Origin of the sequence: Burkholderia sp. MSHR3999, from assembly GCF_000833595.1 — a bacterium.
GTDB lineage: Bacteria > Pseudomonadota > Gammaproteobacteria > Burkholderiales > Burkholderiaceae > Burkholderia > Burkholderia ubonensis.
Genome location: NZ_JRFO01000007.1, coordinates 2,119,470 through 2,141,612, shown reverse-complemented (window position 1 = coordinate 2,141,612; position 22,143 = coordinate 2,119,470). Strand labels below are relative to the sequence as shown.

14 protein-coding genes and 2 pseudogenes are annotated in these 22,143 nt (G+C 65.3%); 8 read left to right on the top strand and 8 right to left on the bottom strand.

The genetic code is table 11. The features are described from left to right. Nucleotides 1–26: 26 nt before the first annotated feature. Nucleotides 27–758: a ribonuclease T2 gene (locus KY49_RS32770; RefSeq protein ID WP_042588400.1), complete on the top strand. Its 732-nt coding sequence runs from the start codon at nt 27–29 to the stop codon at nt 756–758. A 405-nt stretch (nt 759–1,163) separates the two neighbouring features. On the opposite strand, the gene KY49_RS32765 is transcribed toward KY49_RS32770, so the two are convergent. Continuing rightward, nucleotides 1,164–1,823 carry a response regulator transcription factor gene (locus tag KY49_RS32765; RefSeq protein WP_042588399.1) on the bottom strand — a complete coding sequence of 220 codons (660 nt, stop codon included), beginning with the start codon at nt 1,821–1,823 and terminating at the stop codon, nt 1,164–1,166. Between the two features lie 79 nt (nt 1,824–1,902). Continuing rightward, the gene (locus KY49_RS32760; RefSeq protein WP_042588398.1) at nt 1,903–2,298 is read right to left on the bottom strand and encodes a response regulator transcription factor; all 396 of its coding nucleotides are present in this window, start codon (nt 2,296–2,298) and stop codon (nt 1,903–1,905) included. Nucleotides 2,299–2,461: 163 nt separating this feature from the next. On the opposite strand from KY49_RS32760, the gene KY49_RS32755 reads away from it, so the two are divergent. Then, nucleotides 2,462–7,648, top strand: coding sequence for a trifunctional serine/threonine-protein kinase/ATP-binding protein/sensor histidine kinase (locus KY49_RS32755; RefSeq protein WP_052495822.1), 5,187 nt, complete (start codon nt 2,462–2,464; stop codon nt 7,646–7,648). A gap of 190 nt (nt 7,649–7,838) precedes the next feature. Continuing rightward, complete coding sequence (locus KY49_RS32750; protein ID WP_052495821.1) at nt 7,839–9,344, top strand: winged helix-turn-helix domain-containing protein; 1,506 nt, start codon at nt 7,839–7,841, stop codon at nt 9,342–9,344. A gap of 319 nt (nt 9,345–9,663) precedes the next feature. Here the strand turns inward: KY49_RS32750 and KY49_RS32745 are convergent, their stop codons facing one another. Then, nucleotides 9,664–10,539: an alpha/beta fold hydrolase gene (locus KY49_RS32745; RefSeq protein WP_042588922.1), complete on the bottom strand. Its 876-nt coding sequence runs from the start codon at nt 10,537–10,539 to the stop codon at nt 9,664–9,666. 389 nt (nt 10,540–10,928) lie between these two features. Between KY49_RS32745 and KY49_RS36630 the strand changes: the two are divergent. The 3 genes and pseudogenes from KY49_RS36630 to KY49_RS32735 all read left to right on the top strand — a co-directional run. Further along, nucleotides 10,929–11,147: pseudogene (locus KY49_RS36630) on the top strand (fumarylacetoacetate hydrolase family protein); the annotation flags it as partial. A 74-nt stretch (nt 11,148–11,221) separates the two neighbouring features. Continuing rightward, the gene (locus KY49_RS32740; protein ID WP_042588397.1) at nt 11,222–12,208 is read left to right on the top strand and encodes an MBL fold metallo-hydrolase; all 987 of its coding nucleotides are present in this window, start codon (nt 11,222–11,224) and stop codon (nt 12,206–12,208) included. A 258-nt stretch (nt 12,209–12,466) separates the two neighbouring features. Beyond that, nucleotides 12,467–13,288, top strand: coding sequence for an alpha/beta fold hydrolase (locus KY49_RS32735; protein WP_042588396.1), 822 nt, complete (start codon nt 12,467–12,469; stop codon nt 13,286–13,288). A 343-nt stretch (nt 13,289–13,631) separates the two neighbouring features. On the opposite strand, the gene KY49_RS32730 is transcribed toward KY49_RS32735, so the two are convergent. Together KY49_RS32730 and KY49_RS32725 are read right to left on the bottom strand one after the other, a co-directional pair. Then, nucleotides 13,632–15,017, bottom strand: a complete 1,386-nt coding sequence (locus tag KY49_RS32730) for an efflux transporter outer membrane subunit (protein WP_042588395.1) — start codon at nt 15,015–15,017, stop codon at nt 13,632–13,634. Then, on the bottom strand, nt 15,014–16,081 hold the full coding sequence (locus KY49_RS32725) for an HlyD family secretion protein (RefSeq protein WP_231636611.1): 1,068 nt from the start codon (nt 16,079–16,081) through the stop codon (nt 15,014–15,016). The genes KY49_RS32730 and KY49_RS32725 overlap by 4 nt, the downstream gene beginning before the upstream one ends. A 44-nt stretch (nt 16,082–16,125) precedes the next feature. On the opposite strand from KY49_RS32725, the gene KY49_RS32720 reads away from it, so the two are divergent. After that, complete coding sequence (locus KY49_RS32720; protein ID WP_042588394.1) at nt 16,126–17,706, top strand: MFS transporter; 1,581 nt, start codon at nt 16,126–16,128, stop codon at nt 17,704–17,706. 92 nt (nt 17,707–17,798) lie between these two features. On the opposite strand, the pseudogene KY49_RS38925 reads toward KY49_RS32720, so the two are convergent. The 3 genes and pseudogenes from KY49_RS38925 to KY49_RS32710 form a co-directional block, all read right to left on the bottom strand. Next, nucleotides 17,799–17,993: pseudogene (locus KY49_RS38925) on the bottom strand (alpha/beta fold hydrolase); the annotation flags it as partial. Nucleotides 17,994–18,057: 64 nt separating this feature from the next. Continuing rightward, entirely contained in the window at nt 18,058–18,267 is a 210-nt protein-coding gene (locus tag KY49_RS32715) for a hypothetical protein (RefSeq protein WP_059886676.1), read from the bottom strand. A 40-nt stretch (nt 18,268–18,307) separates the two neighbouring features. After that, nucleotides 18,308–19,279 (bottom strand): LysR family transcriptional regulator, encoded by a 972-nt coding sequence (locus KY49_RS32710; protein ID WP_042588392.1) that lies wholly within the window; start codon nt 19,277–19,279, stop codon nt 18,308–18,310. Nucleotides 19,280–19,539: 260 nt separating this feature from the next. On the opposite strand from KY49_RS32710, the gene KY49_RS32705 reads away from it, so the two are divergent. Then, a complete protein-coding gene (locus KY49_RS32705; RefSeq protein ID WP_042588391.1) occupies nt 19,540–22,083 on the top strand; it encodes an ATP-binding protein in 2,544 nt (847 codons plus the stop codon). The last annotated feature ends 60 nt before the right edge of the window (nt 22,084–22,143 follow it).

Genomic DNA, 22,143 nt, shown 5'->3' with positions numbered 1-22,143 from the left:
CGCGAGTCTTTTCCGAGGGAATCTCCATGCTCAAGACGCTCATCCGCGCCGCGACCGCGCTCGCTGTTACTGCCGCCTCGATGCACGCCGGCGCGCAGACCAGCTACGACTACCTGCTGCTTGCCTCCTCGTGGGAGCCGGGCTTCTGCGCGACGCATTCCACGCCGGAGTGCTCGAACCTCGCCGGCTCGTATGCGGCGACCAGCCTGTCGCTGCACGGGTTGTGGCCGAACAGCTACGACGGCAACCAGCCGTTCTACTGCGGCGTGCCGCAGAGCGACATCGATCTCGACAACAGCCACCAGTGGTGCAGCATGGACGCGTACCCGATCAGCGCCGCGACCCGCAATACGCTGTCGACCTACATGCCGGGCGTCGCGTCGTGCCTCGACAAGCACGAGTGGTTCAAGCACGGCACCTGCGCGAACGCGGCGTCGCCCGATGCGTACTGGAACCAGGCGGCCGGCATGATCAGCCGCCTCGGCAACACGTCGTTCAATGCGTTCCTGCAGGCGAACGCGGGCCGGACCGTGACCCGCAACCAGCTGCTGTCCGCGTTCGAAGGCGCATTCGGCAGCAACACGCGCAGCGCGGTGTCGCTGAAATGCACGAAGGCGAACGGCGTCAGCTATTTCACCGAGGCGTGGATCGCGGTGAAGACGGATGCGACCGCGCAGTTCCCGAGCGCCGCGTCGCTCGTGACCGACGGCAGCGCGCAGGGCACGTGCCCGACGACGGGCGTGTATATCGCGAAGTAGGCGAGGTGGGGCGGTGCGGGGCCGGCGGCCGGGGGCGGCCATGAGGCGACGGTCGCGATGTCGCATTCGCGCCTGACACGCTCGTGAAAGCGGGGCGCGCGGCGAGTTCATGCGCGTGCCGGCGCGCGCGCGTAGATTGGCCGAGCCTCTGCTCGAGGCGTTCGGCGATCAGCGCGACGAAGCTGGCGCGACGCCGTTTGTGCCAGAGATTGCTCGGATTGCAGCGACGCAGGCGCGGCTGACGCTGTGCGTGGCTTGATGGTTGCGCTCGAACGAACGTAAGGGGAACGCGAAAAATGACGGACGCTTTTGCGGAACGTGGGCTGGACGTGTCGATGCGGTATTTCGGGCTGGCGAACGAGGATCGCATGCGGGTTCGCCGTTTAACGGGTTTCGCAACCGCTTCTACGACTTGGGCGACAGCGGTTGGACGCCGAGAGCCTCCGCTTTGCGCACGAGGTCGGGCACCGAGCGAGCGCCCATTTTTTTCATGGCCTGGCCACGATGCACCTTTACCGTGATTTCCTTGACGTTCATTTCCGAAGCGATCTGCTTGTTCAGCAAACCGGATACGACGAATGCCATGACTTCACGCTCCCGAGCCGTCAACGAGTTGTAGGCGGCGCGCAGACCGGCGAGCGACCGCTGCCGAGCCAGCCTCTCGTGGTCACGCAGCAACGCGGCAGCGACCGCATCCAACATCTCCTGATCGCGGAACGGCTTGGTCAGGAAATCAAATGCTCCGGCTTTCATCGCCTTGACGGACATGCCGATATCCCCGTGCCCGGTCAGGAACAGAATGGGCATCTGAACGTCACTGCGCGCGAACTTGTCCTGCAACGCCAGACCGTTTTCGCCGCGCAGCCGGACGTCGAGGATGAGGCAACTGGGAGCGTCATGCTTTGGCGCGTCGATGAATTCGCCTGATGCCGCGAAGGTTTCGACGTGCAAGCCGACGGAGCGCAGCAAATTGCTGATCGCGCGTCGCACGAGTTCATCGTCATCCACGACATAGACGACGCCGCGCTCCGTCGATTCATGGCCGCATTTCGTCGTCGGAGGCATCTTCTCGTCGTCTCCATGTGTTGCAGGGATGGGTGGCTGGCGCCGGCAAAGCAATATATTTGCAGCGCCCAATAGTTTATTACGAGAGCGATGTGCCGTCGGGCGTCGGGCTACGCCCTTCCGAAGCGATGGTTTCGATCAGCCCAAGGAGAAGCTCAACGGAGAAAGGCTTTTTGAGAAACTCGACTGCGCCATCCTCGAACGCGCGGCGCATCGATTCCTCGTCTCCATGAGCTGACATGAAGACAATTGGCACCAGTTGCCCCCTCGTTCTCAGGCTCCGCTGGACTTCGAGTCCGGACATCCCCTTCATTTTGAGGTCGAGAAGGATGCAGGTTGCATCCTGGACGGAAGGCGACTGAAGCAGCGCTTCTCCGCAATCGAAGGATGCAGTCTCGTGACCAGCGGATCTCAGCAAGTTTCCAAGGCTCTTCCTGACCGATGCGTCATCGTCGACAATACATACGAAGGCCATGGGAAAGAATCTCGGTGAAATCAGCCGCGAAGTTTAATCGCTTTCTGCGGTGACTGCGATTAGCTATTGGTATAGTTGCCAGCATTTTGCAGGAGGGTACGATCACGTTTTCGTGTCAAGACCGACTCCTGAACCAATATTTGCTGAATCACGTGGAGACGGCATGAGCCAGACTCGAATCGACAGCCGCACTGCCTCGGAATCCAACCAGGGCGCCGATTCACCTCTTGCCATAGCGGACGCGGGCGTGCGCCGGCAACCCGAGTCCGTGCTTCTGGAGACGGAGTGCGATCTCGCGTGGTTCAGGACGTCGGATCCAAGCAGCGGCGAGGCGCACCTGGAGCTAAGAACGGCGTGGATCCACGACGACTCCTGCAAGCGTATCGAGCATGAATTCGATCTCAGGCACAGGCTGCAGCCGGAATGGGCGCTTGTCCCATCCCGATTGCAGCGGACGGACGAGGGGCCCGCACTTGTCTACCCCGACTCCAGCGACATATCGCTCGCGAGTCTGGCGAACGGCACATTGGAAATAGGGCGGCTTCTTCTGATCGCGGTGCGCGCTGCGGGCGCGCTGGCGAGACTCCATGAAAGCAGATTGCTCCACTGTGATCTGCGACCTTCTCGGCTGGTATGGGATGGGCGGGATCACGTGCGGCTCCGGTCGTTCATGCTGGCTCGCGAACGCGACGACAGTTGTCGCCTCTTGCCCCCGCCGCGCTCAATCGGCTTCGCGTACGCTTCGCCGGAGCAGTTGAGTCCGCAAAACGCCTACGTCGACGAGCGCAGCGATCTCTATTCCTTCGGTATCACGCTGTTCGAGTTGCTCACCGGGGCGTTGCCGTTTAGCGCGACCTCCCACGCGGAGTGGCTGCACGCGCACGTCGCAGTGATACCCCAGGAAGCCGGCGCCGTGCGCCGGGACACGCCCGAACCGCTGAATACGATCATTCTGACGCTGATCGCGAAGGACCCTGCCGATCGCTATCAGAGTGCGGCCGCGCTCGAAGCCGATCTCAGCCGTTGCCTCGACGCGTGGACGCAAGGCCACGCTATTCCCGACTTCCAGCCCGCCAGCATCGCGAGCGCTCGCCGGCTGTCCAGGCGAGCCACGCTGTTTGGACGGGACGATGAATTGCGGCGCTTGGCAGACGCGCACTCCCGTGTCGCGCGAGCGGGCGACGCACAGCTTGTGTTGCTGTCCGGCCCACCGGGCGCGGGCAAGACCGCGCTTGCCAGTGAATTCGAGAGCAGGTTGCGCGAGAAAGCCGCCGTGTTCGCAACCGGCAAGCCGGATCAGTATCAACCGGCGACCCCATACGCACCGGTCGTTCAAGCCCTTCGCGCGCTTGTCGTCAATGCGCTGGGTTGGACACGATCCGCAGTCGACGCGCTCCGCGCGCGCATGCTGGATTATCCGACCGGCCAAATCGCGATGGTCGTGGATCTCGTGCCCGAACTCGAACTGATCGTCGGCGAGCTGCCTGGCCGTCCACATTCGTTGACAGGACAGGTGCCCGGGTTCGTCCAGCGCGCTCTAATCGGCGCGTTCGTCGCCTTCGGGCGCCATGGCTCGCCGGCTGTTCTCTTTCTGGATGACTTGCAATGGGCCGACGAGGCAAGTCTTGCGTTCGTCGAAATGCTGGTCCGCGAGCGGCCGTCGGACGTGCTTGTTGTCGGCGCGTTCCGCGACGACGAGTCAACGCATAGTTCCCGGTTCGCCGAATTTCTGCGAAACGTGCAACTCGATGTAACGGCTGCTTTCCGGATCGCTCTCACCCCGTTGCGTGTCGATGATACGCGACGCCTCCTGGGCGCCGCTCTCGGGGAAACCGACACGCGGCTCGACCGGCTGGCACGACTGGTCCATGCAAAGACGCGCGGCAACCCGTTTCACGCAAATCAGCTGCTGCGTACGTTGGTCGACGAAAGCGTCATTCGCTTCGATCACGCGGCCGAACAATGGACGTGGAATTGGGAATCGGTGGTTCAGCATCGGGAGACCGATTCCATCGTCGAGTTGCTGATTGTGCGGCTCGGCCACCTGTCGACGCCCGTGCGGGACCTTCTGCGCCTGTCGGCCTGCATCGGCGTACGTACCGACGAGGCACTCCTGAGCCGCGTTTCAGGCGTTCCGACCGGAAGGCTGCTCGAGCAACTCGAGCCTGCACAGCGGGCAGGGCTTATCGTGGCAACGGAAGACGGCTGGAGCTTCGCACACGACCGGATTCAGGAGGCGTCCTATGCGCTGACGGAACCCGCGAACCGGCCGCGCGAGCATGCGCGCATCGCCTTGGCGATGATCGACCTATGGCGGGACCGCCTGAACGACGTCGCCTTTGCGATTGCGAGCCAAATTGAATTGTCCGATGGCGCGCAGATCTGCGACGGCCAGAACGTCACGTTTACGGCGGCATTGATTTGCGCCGCCGAGCGTGCTGTCTCGGCTGCCGCTCGTCCGCGTGCGCTCCAGTATCTGGAGGCGGCCAACAGGTTGCTCGGTGCTGACCGGTGGTCGACGCACTATGCCGAAGCTCGACGCATCGGGCTGCTGCGTTGCGAGTGTCTGCTGGGGATCGCTGATCTCGACGGCGCCGCGCTCGAGATAGACGCGCTGTTTGCCGCGCTCAAACCAGGCATCGACATGGCTGACGCCTATCGATTGAAAGCGGCGTTGCTTACGGTAAGCTCGGATTACCGCGGGGCCGTGACGATTGCTTTGTCCGGTCTCGATTCTCTTGGCGTGAGCCTGCCCGCAAAGCCTTCGCCGGCGCAGGTCAGGGATTCATATCAGGCAGTGATGGACCGCCTTGCCGGCCGGCCGGTCAGCGAGCTCATCCATCTGCCGAAGATGACGGATCCGCACGTCGAGGCGGCAATGGCGCTGCTCACCGCACTCGAAGCGTCGATTTTCTATCAGAGCAACGGCCTGACGTTGCTGCATTTCGCGACGATGGTCCGGCTCACGCTCGAACACGGCGTGACCGCCGCGTCGGTGCAGGGCCTAGCCTGGTTTGGCGTCTATATTGCGGACCTATACGACGAGCCGGAAAAGGGTCTCGACTTTGCAGAAGCCGCTCTTGCCCTGGTAGAGCGGCACGGGTACGAGCGCTATCGGACGGCAACGCTTGTTGCGCTGGACCAGTTGGCCGTGTGGACTCGCCCCCTCGACTACGCGCTTGGAAAAGCCCGAGAGGCTAAGGCAGCGGGCAATCAGAGCGCCGAGTTGCGATGGTTATGCTACAGCTGCAATCACATCATCTCGGACCTGCTCGTCATGGGCGCGGATCTGGAGAAGGTTCGGGCCGAGACGGACGCCCTGGTGACCATTGCGCGCGGAGCGGGATATGACGATATCGTTGAACTCGTCTCGACTCAGGCGGAGTTCGTAGCGTCCCTCCGGCATGAACAAAGCCAGGTGGTCGGCACGTGGGAGCAAGCGCACGCGTTGGCGGTGTCGGCCGGCCAGTCCACCCGCACGCCGATGGCCGCATTGCAGTGCTGGACCTATGTATTGAGAGGGCAGGCGGCGTTCTTGCTCGGCGACCTCGAACTGGCGGCACGCTCGTTCGATGCCACCCGAGACTTGACGTGGGCATCACCTGCACATATTCATCTATCGGACTATCGATTCTATGCGGCCCTGACGGCTACGCAGGCATCAGCGGCCTTTGCCGACGGCCGGTCACTCCCGGACTCCGTTGCGGATCACCGCCAGCGCTTCGCCGTATGGGCGCAGCGCAATCCGGGCACGTTCCGCAACAAGCTGGTTTTGATCGATGCGGAGCTGGCGCGTCTTGCAGGCGACCACGTCGGTGCGATGAGGTTGTACGATGAGGCGGCAAATCTGGCAGCGTCGGCAGACTTCGTGCACGAGCAGGCGCTCGCCTACGAACTGGCGGCGCGCCACGCGGACGCGGTCGGGCTTGGCAGTGTCGCCCGGCACTATCTGCGCCTGGCGCTTGCGAGCTATCGCCGTTGGGGTGCGCATGCGAAAGTCCTGCAGCTGGAAGCAAAGCATCCGTTCCTTGCTGCGGGGGTGCCCAGCGGCGAGCACATACCCACGTTTCGTGGCCAAAAGCAGCTCGACTTCGATCTGGCCATGAAAACGGCACAGGCACTATCCGAAGAGATCGACTTCCCGGCGCTGATTGACACGCTGATGAAGTCCATGATCGTGCACGCCGGCGCACGCTATGGGCTGCTGGTGCTCATGCGCGACGGCGAGCCTTTTATCGAGGCAGCGGCGCGCGTCGTCGAAGGTGTTGTGAATGTCGAGCTTCGCTCTGAGGCACCCACGGATGCCAAGGTGCCCCTGTCGATTCTCTACACGGTCATGCGAACTCGCCAGACGGTTGTGTTTGACGATGCGGATAGCCAAGCGCGACCTCAGCACGAGATCAGTCTTGCCGCGCATCACGCCAGATCCATCCTCTGCTTGCCATTGATGAAGCAAGGCGCACTCGTCGGGGTCCTGTATCTGGAGAACAATCTCGCGACGTCGGTTTTCGCTCCACAGAAGATCGCCATGCTGGAAATCCTCGCGCCTCAGGCAGCCAACGCGCTGGAGACGACCCGTCTCTATGCGAGACTGCTCGACGAGAACACACGTCGGCGGGAGACAGAGATGGCGCTTCGGCAGGCTCGGGGGGAACTGGCGCGCACGGCGCACCTGACTGTGCTGGCGGAGTTGGCGGCCTCGATCGCACATGAAGTGAATCAGCCTTTGACTAGCATCGTTTCGAACGTCGGAGCGTGTCATCGTTGGCTTCAGCTCAATCCGCCGGATCTGGATGAAGTGCGCGCCACGCTGGAAGACATCCGCAGCGCGGGGGTGCGCGCCGCCGACGTGGTGCGTTCGATCAAGGCGCTGGCAAAGCAGGCGCCCGCCGCGTTGGCGCCGGTCAGGGTCGACGACCTTGTAAGCGAGGTTCTGGCGCTGACTGCTGTGGAAATCGAGGCGAAGCACGTGCGCCTGATCCACAGATCGGAAGCAGGCGACGTTCACGTGCTGGCCGATCCTACCCAGATCAAGCAGGTCGTGCTCAACCTGATTACGAATGCCCTGGACGCGATGACGCGCGAGACGGGCAAACGTGAGCTCGCGATCAGCTCCTCAGTCCACGACGGCTGGGTCGCCGTCAGGGTGAAAGACACTGGCCCGGGCATTCCTGAAGCAATCCGTGATCGCGTGTTCGAACCTTTCTTCACGACGAAGGATAGCGGCATGGGGATGGGTCTCGCGATCTGCCGGTCAATCATGGAAGCCCATGGCGGTACCCTGGAGGCGTCCTCTGAATCGTGCGACGGCACCGTGCTGGTATTCAGGTTGCCGGCAACGCAGCCTTGATGGCTGCCGGGTCGCATGCAGAGTCAGGTCCGGCGAAAACGACATAGGAACATATCCCAACAGATAATGGTTCGGCACGATCTATCTCTTTAACATGCTTCTCACGTCACCAAACTGGCGTCAATGACGGATAACGATGGCGATTGCGCCAACTGCATCCGTTCCTGCGAGAAAACCATGGTGAAATAGCATGATAAAGATCGGCCACGTCAGTGTTTCCCTCGCTATGCGCGAGGTATACGTCGAAGACCGGAAGGTGATCATCGGTTCGCGTGCTTTCGACCTCCTCGAATGCCTCATACTCTCTGAGGGGAAGACGCTCACCAAAGGCGAAATCTTTGATCGCGTATGGCCGAATTCAATCGTCGAGGAAAACAATATTCATGTGCAGATATCGCTGCTAAGAAAAATCCTCGGCATTCACAGGGGCGCGATCCAAACGATTCCTGGACGCGGTTATCGTTTCGTGATGCCCGTTGATGCCGACAGCAATCGAAACCGGGGCAGCGTTCCTCCCGATAGCGTACGTTGCGAAGGAGGGAAAGGCCTGCCGGGCCTCGACCGGCCGCTGATCGGTCGAGATCGCTTGTGTGGAGATGTCATTCTGGCGCTGCAGGATTCGTCCATTGTCACCCTGGTTGGCGTTGGCGGGGTCGGGAAGACACAGGTGGCACTGACAGTAGGCAGGTCGATCGCGCACCAAACGGGCACGGAAGTGCGCTGCGTATCGCTGGCGTCGGTCCATACCGCGCATTGCATCGTGAAGACGGTTGCCGATGCGCTCGGCATTGCCGAGGTGGGCGGCAACCTATCGGCCCGTACCTTGGCTGCCGCCACGCAAGGGCGCAATTTGCTGGTTTTACTGGACAATTGCGAACATGTGATCGAGTCAGCTGCCATCGTCGCCGAGTTGCTCGTCGAGAACAATCCTGATGTGCGTGTTCTAGCGACGAGTCGTGAGCCCCTTAGGACGCGAGGCGAGAAAGTATGTTGGGTCAGGCCGCTGGATACGCCATCGGCCAGCGCGACCCTTCAGGAAATCGTTGCTTGCGATTCGACCAGCCTGTTCCTTCGGGAACTGCGCGCGCTCGACGCCAGCCTTGAGATCGACCCCGGCGTCCTCGAAATGATCTCGACGGTGTGTCGTCGGCTGGACGGGGTGCCGTTTGCGCTGGAACTGGCGGCGGCGCACGCGAATGTATTCGGGGTCCGCAGGCTCCTCGCCGATCTGGATAATCGCTTTCATGCGCTCACGAATGGTCGTCGTACCGCTTTACCGCGGCAACAGACATTGAAGGCAACGCTGGATTGGAGTTACGCGCTGCTCACTGACGACGAGAAAGTCGTGCTGCAAGTTCTGAGCGCATTCCCCGGTCAATTTGCATTGGACGAGGCATGCGCCGTTGCCGCATCGGCCATCGGATTCGCGATCGAAGTGACGGATGCGATCATCAGACTCGCATGGAAGTGCCTCGTCATGACGGCGATGGACGGCACGAGCAGGAGATATTTTCTGCTTGAGACGACGCGGGACTACGCGCTGAGAAAGCTATACGAGTCCGACTACGTGGGGGACATTCTCGCCAGCGTCGAGAACTATCGTCAATCGCTGCAGAAGCGGCGTGGGTCGTGGGTTCCCATGGTGGGATCCATTGTTGGCGGCATGCCGATGACAAACCTTGCGCCGTCAGCGTAGGGTAAGAAAATGAGTTGAGCGACTGCGCACGCATCTATCGTTTCCCGCGACCTGGACGGTAGACACGCTCTCGCTGAGTGCGGTTACCAAACGTGGTTGGGTTGCGCGTTGGATTTCGATTTCGCTTCGGTAGGCCTGATCGATGAAGAACGGCTCCTGCTATTTCAGCAATTGAAAAAAGCGCCCGCCGATGACGTTCGGTACACGTCAGAGATGCCTGCAACGGAAATCGAATGTCGCCGAGAACGTTGCGCATACGTACTTTACCTTGTCGTTGGTCACGCCGAGTCCGGCCTGTCATGGAATAGCGCCGCCGCGCTTAACCTTCCCAGCCCTTCAGAAAGTCGAGCAGCAGCGCATTCACGCGCTCCGGCTGCTCTTCCTGCGGGAGATGACCGCATTGCGCAATGGGTTCGGCGCGCAGGTTCGTCGCCATGCTTTCCCACACCGATTTCATGTCGAACATCTTGCCGACCGCATAGAAATCCTCTCCCCAGATCGCCATCGTCGGGCACGCGATCCGGACCTCCGCGTCAGCGAGATCCTGCCGGACGTCTTCCGCGTTCGCGCGGTAATCCGCAAGCGCGCCGCGCACGGCGCCGGGCCGGCGATACGCGCGCACATAGGTATCGAACGCGTCGCCGGATATCGCGTGCGGGTTGTAGCACCAGTCGGAAAAGAAGTGGCTCAGCCATTCGGCTTCCTTGCCGGCGATCAGCGCTTCCGGCAGGTCCGGCACCTGATGGAACAGGAAGAACCAGTAGGCGCGAGCCGTTTGCGCTGTCATGTTCTGCGCGACGATGCGGGTCGGCACGTTGTCCATCACGACGAGCCGGTCGAGACGATCGGGGAAGTCCTTCGCAAAGCGCGTCGCGACACGCGCGCCGCGGTCATGCCCGACCAGTGCGACGCGGCCGATGCCGAGTGTGTCGAGCAGCGCGGCGAGGTCGCGCGCCATGTTGCGCTTGTCGTAGCCGGCGGCGGGCTTGTCGGTTTCGCCGTAGCCGCGCAAGTCGGGTGCGATCACGCGATACCGCTGCGCCAGCGCGGGGATCTGGAAGCGCCACGCAAAGCTCGTTTCCGGAAAGCCGTGCAGCAGGACGACGACGGGGCCGCTGCCCGCATCGATGTAGTGCTGGCGGATGCCGTTGGCGGTGACGGTGTGATGGGCATTCGAAGGCGCGGCGCTAGTCATGTGGCGGTTCCCTGTCAGGTTCGGGCGCGCCGCCGGTGCGACGGCGCGAATGCTGTTCGAGCATAGGTCAACAGCCGCGCGCGACCGCATGAATTGTTCTGAATCGTCTTGAAGCATCGCGCCGCCATCAGGCAACGCAAGCGACATTGCGCCGCCGCATACCGTCAGGAACTTTCAGGCGAAATTCAGGACGTCTACAACGCCCTCGTCTATCTTCGCGATAGCTCTCGATGCGCACCGTGTGTGGCGGTGCGGGGAGTCACGCGCCCGCCACATCATGTCCGACCGGCAAAGGAGTCAAAGAGTGAAGATGCCAGATGTCGATTCGTCCGTCGTGAAGCGCCGCGCCGAGATCGCACGCGATCTGCGCGCGATCGTCGGCGACGAATGGCTGCGAGGGGCTGCGGATCGAGACGCGCCTGAATGCGCTCCTGAGCGAAGTGATGACGCTGCCGCCCGGCGACATGATCGTCACCGGCACGCCGGCGGGCATCGGCATGGCGCGCGAACCCCAGGTCTGGATGAAGGCGGGTGACGTCTGCGAGGTCGAGATCGAAGGACTCGGCGTGCTGCGCAATCCGGTCGCAAAACCGGCGGACGTGGGCTGACGCGATCCGGGGGGATTCGTCACATCGTGACGAAATGGTAGTCAGCGGCTCGCGGTCCGCTACGGGAGTACAAGATGAACAATCGGAATTGGCGAACGACCGCGGCTCGCGCGGTCCGCGCACTTCTCGTCGCCTGGTGCATCGGGATCCAGGCGTCGGCCGCGTTCGCGCAAGCGCATGTCGGTGGCGGCCAGCCTCCCGGCTATTACCGACAGCAGGTCGGCGCCTTTGAAGTGGTTGTGCTGTCCGACGGCACGCATCCCTTTCCGATCGATACGGTGTTCCGTGGGGTATCGAAGGACGAGATCAAACGGGACCTCGATCGGGAATTTCTCGAGCCGCCAGTACAGGGGTCGATCAATGCGTTCCTGGTCGACACCGGTTCGAAGCGGATCTTGATCGATTCGGGCGCGGGTGTGCTGTACGGCGCTTGCTGCGGCAAGCTGATCGACAATCTGCGTGCGGCCGGTTATAGGCCGGAGCAGATCGATGAAGTATGGCTCACGCATCTGCACAAGGATCACGTCGGCGGCATCGTTTCGAACGGTCAGATGACGTTTCCGAACGCGACTGTGAGGGTGAGCGAGGTCGAGGCCAACTATTGGCTCGATCCGATCAACAAGGCGCGCGCGCCCGCATTCCTGAGCTCGTTTTTCGATGCGGCAGCCGCGTCCGTCGCGCCGTATATCGCGGCCGGACGCTTCAAGACGTTCAGCGGCGATGCGACGCTGGCGCCGGGTATGCGGGCCGTGCCGATGCCTGGCCATACGCCGGGCCACACCGCCTACCTGATCGAGAGCGGGTCCGAGGGGATGCTCGCGTGGGGCGACATTGTGCATGTCGCGGCAATCCAGTTGCAGGATATCGACGCGACGGTCCAGTACGACAGCGATTCCGCCGCCGCGCAGCGGTCGCGGCGCGAAGCGCTGAAACTCGTGGCGGACAAGCGCTATTGGGTCGGCGCGGCACACATCGCGTTTCCGGGGCTCGGGCATCTGCGCCCAAACGGCGCGCACTACGATTGGGTGCCGGTCAACTACGACGCGACACCGCTGCCATGACGGTCTGGTGCATGCATTGCCACGGCGTCGAATTTCTTGACGCACGGAATCAGATCATTTCAGGCCCGCTGAAGGACTCTTCAGCAGCGGCTTGCTATTGTGGCTCCCATGTCGCCCATTCCAGGTTGCGGCGCCGATCGACTCTGCGGGGCAACGACGCCTTGCGGACCGGCTCGTCGTCAGCCTCGACCACATGCGATCCGCAATGCAGGCCGCTATGCCGGGCCGCGGACGCCTCAACCCTTAAGGAACACGTACATGAACATGCTCACGACATCCGATGGAGTTTCGATCCGCTACAAGGACTGGGGCGCCGGACGACCGGTCGTTTTCATTCACGGGTGGCCCTTGAACGCCGACATGTGGGACGTCCAGATGCATCATCTGGCGGCCCGCGGCTTTCGCTGCATCGCGTATGACCGGCGTGGCTTTGGCCGTTCCGGCCAGCCGTGGACCGGCTACGACTACGACACGCTCGCCGACGACCTGGCCGCGCTGATCGATACGCTCGACCTCCACGACGTGACGCTGGTCGGCTTCTCGATGGGCGGCGGCGAAGTCGCGCGCTACATCGGCCGGCACGGCACGCGGCGCCTTGCGAAGGTGGTCCTGATGGGCGCCGTGACGCCGCTGATTGCGCGGCGCGACGATTATCCCGAAGGGGTCGACGTCGCGGTATTCGACGGCATCCGCGCAGGCATCCTGGCCGATCGTGCGGCATTCTTCGAGAGTTTCTGGCCGCTGTTCACCGGCTCGAACCGCGCGGGCTCGACAATCTCGCGCGCGGCGCTCGACTGGACGACGTTCATGGCGCTGCAGGCCGGGCTAAAGGGAACGATCGACTGCGTGCGTGCATTCTCCGAGACGGACTTTCGCGCCGACCTCGGCAAGTTCGACGTGCCGACGCTCGTGATTCACGGCGACGACGACCAGACCGTGCCGCTCGCGCTGACGGGCGCGGCCACCGCGAAGTGCGTGCCGCATGCGCAGCTGAGCGTCTACGAGGGTGGCCCGCATGCGCTGTATCTGACGCACGCTGACCGGTTGAACGAAGAGCTGCTCGCGTTCGTGCGCGCGTGAGCACGCGGTCGCGATGGTTGCATGCTCCCGATTGTCGCGACGACGTTCTTTCTGCGGGATCTGAGGGCTTTGCGTCGAAACGCGCCCGCCAGCGGCTCTTTCCGCTAGTCCGGCGCGCGTTGTTTCGATGAGCTTCGTTGTCAGGCGCGGATATCCGCCCCCTTCTTGTACCCTTTGCAGTCTACGGGTCGCTTCAGAATCAAGGTGCATCGCACGCAGGTGATGAAGAAGAGGCGCGCGCGCGCTGCCGGACCTCGTGCGCAAGGCCGAAGCGCTCGGCGTCGAGCCGGTCGGCGCGCGCGGCTGACGCGCAAGTCGCGCCGCGCATCGAGGATTCGTGCGATCAATCCGGCGGCGTCCAGCCGCCGCCCAATGCACGCACGAGGCCGACCGTCGCGGTCGCGAGCGCCTGACGACTGTGAATCAGTTGCCGTCGCGCATTCAACGCATCGCGATCCGCATCGATCACTTCCAGATAGCTGACGTAGCCGTGACCATAGCGGCTCAGCGACAGGCGCGCGGCGGCGTCGGTCGCGCGCGCCGCGCTGTCGTAGCGTGCGATGCGCTCCTTCTGCGCGGCGATGTCGTTCAGCGCGTCCTGTACCTCGCGCAGCGCATCGAGCGCGGTTGCGCGATAGTTCGCCGCGGCGATGTCGGTGCCGGCGCGCGCGGCGTCCACCGCGGCGCGGCGCTTGCCGCCGTCGAGCAGCGTCTGCGCGACGCTCGCGCTGAGCCCCCACAGCGAACTGTTGCGATCGAGAAACGAGCCGAGATCGCGGCTCGCGAAGCCGCCTTGTGCGGTGAGCGTCAGCGTCGGCAGCCATGCGGTGCGCGCGACGCCCAGCTCCAGCGACGCGGCGTCGGCGCGCCGCGCGGCGGCGAACACGTCGGGGCGTCGCGCGAGCAGCGCGGACGGCAGGCCGGGCGGCACGTTCGGCACGCGCAACGCGGCGGCGGTCGGGCCGACATCGAATGCGGTCGGCGACACGCCGGTCAGCACCGCGAGCGCATCGACCAGATTCTCGCGCAGCCGGCGGCTGTCGGCGAGTTCGGCGCGCGCGGTGTCGAGATCGGCCGCCGCACGCAGCGCATCGAGGTCGCTCGCCGCGCCGGCCCGCACGCGCGCGGCGATTACGTCGAGTGCGGTGCGCCGCAGCCCGATCGCGCGGTCGAGCGCCGCCAGATCCTCGTCGACATAGTGAAGCGTCAGATAGTCGCTTGCGACTTCGGTCGCGACGCGCACGCGCATCGCATCGCGATCGGCAGCGGCCTGCAGCAGGTTCTGCGCGCCGATGTCCGCGTCGCCGCGCAGCCGGCCCCACAGATCGACTTCGTAGCTTGCGCTGACCGGCACCGACCAATTGTGCATCGTGCGCTTCGGCAGCGCGTTGTCGACGGTGCCGGACACGCGCGAGCGGCTGAACGAAGGACTCACGCCGACGGTCGGCGCGAGCGCGGCTTCGCGCACGCCGAGCAGCGCCTGCGCCTGATCGACGCGTGCGGCGGCCGCGTGTAGGTCCGCATTGTGCGCGAGCGCGGCATCGACGAGCGTCGCAAGCTGCGGATCGCCGAACGATGCGGGCCATCCGGCCAGCGACGATCCGGATGCGGTCGACGTGTCCGCATGGTGGAAGCTGTCGCGCTCGACCGCGATGGGCGCAAGCGGCTGCGGTGCGATCGTGCATGCGGCCAGCAGGCTGGCGGCGAGCAGGGCGAGCGTGCGCTTCATCGGGATTCGCGACCGCGTTGCAGCGTGACGACGACCGACAGCCCGGGACGGATCCGCGGCTCGGTCGCGGCCGGCCCGTCGAGCAGGATCTTGACGGGCACGCGCTGCGTGACCTTCGTGAAGTTGCCGGTCGCGTTGTCGGGCGGCAGCAGCGCAAACTGCGCGCCCGTGGCCGGCGACAGGCTGTCGATGCGACCCGTGAACGTGCGATCGGGCAGCGCATCGAAGCGCAATCGCACGGCGTCGCCGGTACGCACGTGCCGAAGCTGCGTCTCGCGGAAATTCGCGACGATCCACGGATGCGGCGCGACGAGCGTCAGCAGCGCCTGGCCGGGCGCGACGTGCTCGCCGGTCTCGACGGTCTTCTTGCCGACGTAGCCGTCGGACGGCGCGACGACCGTCGTGTACTGCAGCTGCAGCAGCGCATCGCGCAACGCCGCATCGTTCTGGCTCGATACCGCATCGGCGGCCTGCAGCGCGGCGAGCGCGCTGCGGCGCTGCGCGTCCGCGGCCGCGATCCGCGCGTGCGCGGACTTGCGCGCGGCGTCGGCCGCGTCGAACTCCTGCTTCGACAATCCGCGCGGCGTCTCGCGCGTCAGCTCCCGTGCGCGCGCGTAATCGAGGTCGGCCTTCTCGGCATCGGCGCGCGCGGACACGAGCGTCGCATCGGCCTGTTCGACCGCCGCGTGCGCGCGGGTCGCGTCGGCGTGTGCCTGCGCGACCCGCGCGCGCTGCAATGCGACGCGTACGTCGAAGTCGCGCCGGTCGATCTGCACGAGCGGCGCGCCTGCGCGCACGAACTGGTTGTCGTCGACGAGCACACGCTCGACGGTGCCGGCTACGCGCGGCGAGATCACGTGCAGATGGCTCGTCACGTACGCGTCGTCGGTGCCGCGATCGCGCGCATCGAACTCGTAGACGAGCAGCGCGACGAGCAGCAGCGCGAGCACGGCGATCAACGCGATGGTCCGCCTGCGCGAGCGTGCGAGCGGCGCGCGCGGGGTGTCGGGGGAGATTGTATTCAAGGTCGGCACACTCCATCGTACGGACAAGGTTCGTTGCATCGCGCTATGCTTGCGCGAGCTTGATACAGGAGAGCCGCTCGACCATGAACACGACGTTCGCTACCGGTAGTGCGATGCCGGTGCCGGCCGCGGGCCCGGCTTCCGACATACCGACATTCCGTTCGATCGCCGCGATCGCGGCCGTGCTGCTCGGCGCGATCATCGCGACGCTGACGTCGCGGATCACGTCGCTCGGGCTCGCCGATGTGCGTGGCGCGCTCGGCGTAGGCTTCGACGAAGGCGCGTGGATCAACACCGCGTTCACCGCGTCGCAGATGTTCGTCGGGCCGCTCGCGATCGCGGCGGCCTACGTATTCGGCACGCGCCGCGTGCTGCTCGCGGGCGCGTTCGTGTTTCTCGTTGCCGAAAGCGTATTGCCGCTGTCCGGCACGTTCGGCACGTTCATCGTGCTCCAGGCGGTCGCCGGGCTCGCATCCGGCGTGTTCGTGCCGCTGACCGTCGGGTTCGTCGTCCGCACGCTGCCGCCGCGGCTCATTCCGTTCGGCATCGCCGCCTATGCGATGAATCTCGAAATGTCGCTCAACCTGTCGGCGACGCTCGAGGGCTGGTACAGCGAACACCTGAGCTGGCGGTGGCTCTTCTGGCAGAACGCGCTGCTGACCGTGCCGTTCATCGTCTGTCTGATGCTGTCGCTGTCCAACGAGCCGATCAAGCGCTTCGCGACCGGCATCGACGCGCGCGGGATGCTGCTCGGCGCCGGCGGCTTCACGTGCCTGTGCATTGCGCTCGATCAGGGCGAGCGGCTGTTCTGGTTCCAGTCGCCGCTGATCGTCGGGCTGCTCGGCATCGGCATCCTGATGGTGGCCGCGTTCCTGATCCACGAGCTCGCGTCGCCGCGCGCGGGGCTCGATCTCGGCTATCTCGTGCGCCCCAACGTCGTTCTGCTGATCGTGCTCGTCGGGCTCGTGCGCTTCACGGTGCTCAATACGAGCTTCATCCCGTCGCTGTTTCTCGCGAGCACCTACGGGCTGCGTCCGCTGCAGATCGGCGATACGCTGCGCTGGATCGCGATACCGCAGCTGCTGTTCGCGCCGTGCGTCGCGCTGCTGCTGCAACGCGTCGATGCGCGCCGGCTGATCGTCGCGGGGTTCGCGATGGTCGCGATCGCGTTCGCGCTCGGGTCGAATCTGACGCCGGTGTGGGCAGAGCCCGACTTCATCCCGTCGCAGCTGCTGCAGGCGCTCGGGCAGACGATGGCGCTCACGTCCGTCGTGTTCTTCTTCGGCAAGCACGTGACGGCCGAGCATGCGCTGACGTTCGGCGCGGTCGTGCAGACCACGCGTCTGCTGAGCGGGCAGCTCGGCACGACGTCGATCGCGGTGATTCAGCGGATCATGGAGGCTACCCATTCGAATCTCGTCGGTCTGCATGTTTCGCTGTCGAACCCGGCGACGCTGGAACGGCTTCAGGCCGATGCGGCGTCGCTGGTTGCGCATGGCGTGACGTTCGCGGCAAGCAATCGGGCCGCGTATGCGCTCGTCGATCGCACGGTGCGCGTGCAGGCGACGACGCTCGCGCTGGCCGACAACTTCCGTGTCGCGATGGCGCTGGCGGTCGCCGGCGCGCTGATCGGGATGTTACTGCGGCCCGTGCGCGCGCCGTAACCGTCGCGCGTCGCGGCCGCCTTAATTTTCCTGAAAAAACTGAACGCCGCGTCGCTACGGCATCGCTGCCGCCGCGACGCGCAGCGCGCTTGTGCCTGCAGGAATGCGAGCAGTTCCGCGTTGATCCGATCCGCGTTGACGACGCACAGCCCGTGCGAGCCGCCCTCGACGATCTTCAACTGCGCATGCCTGACGATCTTCGCGGACAGGCGCGCCGAATCGCCGATCGGCACGATCTGGTCGTCGTCGCCGTGCAGGATCAGCGACGGCACGCCGATCTTCTTCAGATAAGTGGGCGGGACGTCATGGTAGCGTCGGTAAACGTACTTCCTCAACGGAATTCACAACAATTCACATGAACTCAGGCTGGCGAACGGCGTGTCCGATCGTACCTGCGCGCGACGGCGGCGCGTGCAACGAAAAATCGCCGTCTGCCGGGTCGCCGACGCGCGCGGACCTTGCGGGGTCGGCATCGGCGCCGGCCGTCACCATCCAGCGCTCGATCGTCAGTCCGAGATAGCGCGCGGATACATCCAGCAGACATTGAGCGAGATCGATCATGGTCGTTTTCTCCATACGTTTCGTTCGAGACCGGCAGCCGTCAAGCAGCGCACGACGTCGGCTGCGCGTGCGTCGCCGTGATTCGGCCACCTTGCCGGGCATAGGCGGTCGCGCCGGGGTCGTCGCGCGGCTCGCCGAACGCGTCGAGCAGGCAGTCGGTCAGCTTGCGGATGCGGGCCGGCAGGTTGCGCCTGGACCGGTAGACGACGCACGCGTCGAGCGGCTCGACCTGCCACGCATCGAGCACGCGCACGAGTTCGCCGCGAACGACCGGCGCGTGCGCGAGATGCTCGGGCAGGATCGCGACGCCTTCGCCGTCGACAGCCGCTGCAACGAGCGCATGCGGGCAGTTCGTGCGCAGCGCCGCGCGCGCGGCGAGCGTCGCGTGCTCGCCGGAGCGTTCATCGACGAGCGTCCACATCGACTGCTGCGCGCCCGTCGCGAGGCAGGATTCCGGCTGAACGTCGCGCGGGTGCGCGACAGCGCCGACGCGTTCGACCCACGCGGGGCTTGCATAGAGGCCGAGCGGCACGTCGGCGAGCGCACGTGCGATGCACGACGGCGGCGCGGCGCGGCCGACGACGATTGCGAGGTCCGCGAGGTCGCCGAGCGCGTCGGTCTGGTGATCGACGCGCCGCACGTCGACGCGCACTTTCGGCCATGCACGCATGAAACGCACCAGCACCGATGCGAGCCGGCCGGTGTCGAACATCGTCGAGACCTCGATCCGGATGTTGCCCGCGCAATCGCCCGCTTCGTCGCTGCCGGCGCGCGCAAAGTCTTCATAGCTGGCCAGCACGCCGGCGACGCGCTCGAGCACCGCATGACCGGCGGTGGTCAGCGCGACCTTGCGCGTGGTCCGGTTGAACAGCTGCACACCCAGCATCGTTTCGAGGTCCTGCACCGCGCGGCTCACCGACGGTACGCCCATATGGGTTGCGTCGGCTGCCCGCGTGAAACTGCCGTGATCCACGACTGCCTTGAATACTTCCAGCGCTTTCAGACGTTCCATGTCGATCTCCGCTCAACGTTTGACTTGCATGACGCTCATGTTGGCGGGCCGATGCGCCGGCGGCCAGTTACGACTTGTTAAGACTTGCAAGGCGGCGCGGTAGACGGGCGGCGATCGTCGCGGGCTGCCCGGTGCACGGCGCTTTTAAGATCTTTTAAGCGCGCGCGCGTCGGTTTTGCGCGATGATCGGGATTTTCCGTGTCGCCGCGCGTGCGCCGGCCGCGTACCGCCGACACCCAACCCCGCGCGACTCTACCCCGATGACAGCCCCGTACGGCCTCGCGTTCGGCCCATTCACGCTTCAGTTCCCGCAACGCGCACTGTCGAAGGACGGCGTACCGCTGAAAATCGGTAGCCGCGCGCTCGACGTGCTCGTCGTGCTGCTCGAGCACGCGGGCGAACGCGTGTCGACCCGCAGCCTGTGCGACAGCGTGTGGCCGGACAGCGTCGTCGAGGAGGGCGCGCTGCGCGTGCATCTGTCGGCGTTGCGCAAGGTGCTCGGCGACGGGGCGGACGGCGTCCGCTACATCGTCAACGAGACCGGCCGCGGCTACCGTTTCGCGGCGCCGGTCACGCGGATGGAGGCGGCGGGTTCGCGTTTGCGGACCGAGCCCGTCGACGCGTCGTGCGCCGTATCGAGCGGGCTGCCGGTCACGCTTGCGCGCGTGATCGGCCGCGACGAAGTGATCGCCGGACTCGCCGCGCACCTGCCCGAGCGGCGCCTGCTGACGATCGCCGGCCCGGGCGGAATGGGGAAGACCACGGTGGCCGTCGCGGTCGCGCATCGTTTCGCGCGGCAAACCGGCATGCGCGCGGTGTTCGTCAATTTCGCGCCGGTGTCCGCGGCGGCCAGCGCGGCCAGCACGATTGCATCGGCGCTCGGCGTCGCCGTCTCCAGCGGCGACCCGATGCCCGACCTCGTTCAGGCGCTCGGCAACGCGTCCGTGCTGCTGGTGCTGGACAACTGCGAGCATCTGATCGACGCTGCGGCCGCGCTCGCCGAGCAACTGCTGCAGGGCGCGCCCGGCGCGCATCTGCTCGTCACGAGCCGCGAACCGCTGCGTGCGCAAGGCGAGTCGGTGCATCGCCTCGCCGCGCTGCCGGCGCCGGAAACGGGTGCGCGCATGACGCTCGACGAGGCTGCGCAATTCCCGGCCGTCGCGCTGTTCCACGACCGTGCGCGTGCGGCAGATGACCGCTTCGTGTTGAGCGAAGCGAACCTGGGCGCCGTGATCGACATTTGCCGGCGGCTCGACGGCATCCCGCTCGCGATCGAGTTCGCCGCGGCGCGGGTCGGGCTGATGGACGTGCAATCGATCGCCGCGCGGCTCGACGACCGCTTCGCGCTGCTGACGCAGGGCCGCCGTACCGCGCTGCCGCGCCAGCAGACGCTGCGCGCGACGCTCGACTGGAGCTACGAATTGCTGCAGCCGCAGGAGCGCCGCGTGCTGCGCCGCCTGTCGGTGATACGCGCGGCGTTCGGGATGGACGCGGCCGCCGCCGTCGCGGGCGGCGACGACCTCGACGATCTGGCCGTCTTCGACGCTGTCACGGGTCTGATCGAAAAATCGCTGATCGCTTGCGCGCCCGACAGTCCCGACCACGCGTATCGGCTGCTCGACACTACGCGCCACTACGCGCGCATGCGCGTCGAGGAGGCCGGCGAACTCGACGACGCATGCCGCCGCCATGCGTTGTACTGCTGCACGATCTTTGCCGATCCGGCCGCCGCATGGGAGGGGAAAGCGCCGCGCCAGTGGCTCGCCGTCCACAGCCGGCAGATCGACGACGTGCGTGCCGCGTTCGACTGGGCGGCCGGCCGGGGCGGCGATCCGAAGCTCGCGATCGAGCTGCTGATCGCGACTGCCCCGCTGTGGTTTCATCTTTCGCTGCCTTACGAGTTTCTCGGGATGGCCGAACGCGCGATCGCCGCGGCGGAGCACTCCGATCTGGCCGGCAAGGAACAGCATATCGAGCTGCTGGCCGCGTACGGTCACGCGCTGTGGCATACGCGCGGGCCGACGGCCGACATGGCGAACGCGTTCGACGCCGCGCGGGTCGCCGCGCAGCGCCTCGGCGACGATCGGCTGGCGATGCGCACGCTGTGGGGCGTGTGGGCGCACCGGACGCTCGCCGGCGCGTATGCGGAAAGTCTCGAACATGCGCATGCATTTCGCGCGACCGCCGTCCGGACCGGCGATGTGCCGACGACGCAAACCGGCGAGCGGATGTGCGCGCTGTCGCATCACTTTCTCGGCGACCACGACACCGCGCGTGCGTTGATCGAAGCGGTGATGGCGCGCGACAAAGACACGGTGCGCGCGACGCATGCGAACCACGCGCAGGTCGACGCGCATATCGCCGCGATGTCGGTGCTGATGCGCATTCTGTGGCTGCAGGGCGAGACCGGCGCTGCGATGGCGCTGGCGCGCGACTGCGCGGCGCAGGCGCTCGCGATCGATCACGATCTGACCGTCTGTTATGGCCTCGCAATCGGCTCGATCGCCGTCGCGACGTGGGAGGGCGACCTGGCGCCCGCGCGCGAATGGACTGCGCGGCTGCGCGAGCGCACGCGCCGGCGCGGTCTCGCGCACTGGGACAAATGGGGCGACGGGTTCGAGGCCGTTCATGAAGGCAGACCGGTGTCCACCGCAGGCGCGACCGCGATGCAGCTCGAAGTGTTTGCGCGCGCCGGCGACGCCGGAAGTATCGCGGCACTGATCGAAGCCGGGCGGCTCGACGTGCCGTCGTGGTTTCAGCCGCATTTGCGGGAAGCGGCGGAAATGCGCGGCGTTCAGCCGTGATGGTCCGGCAAGGCGGCCGGACGCGGTGTTAACGCCTCTTAGCAAAGGTTAACTGACGCT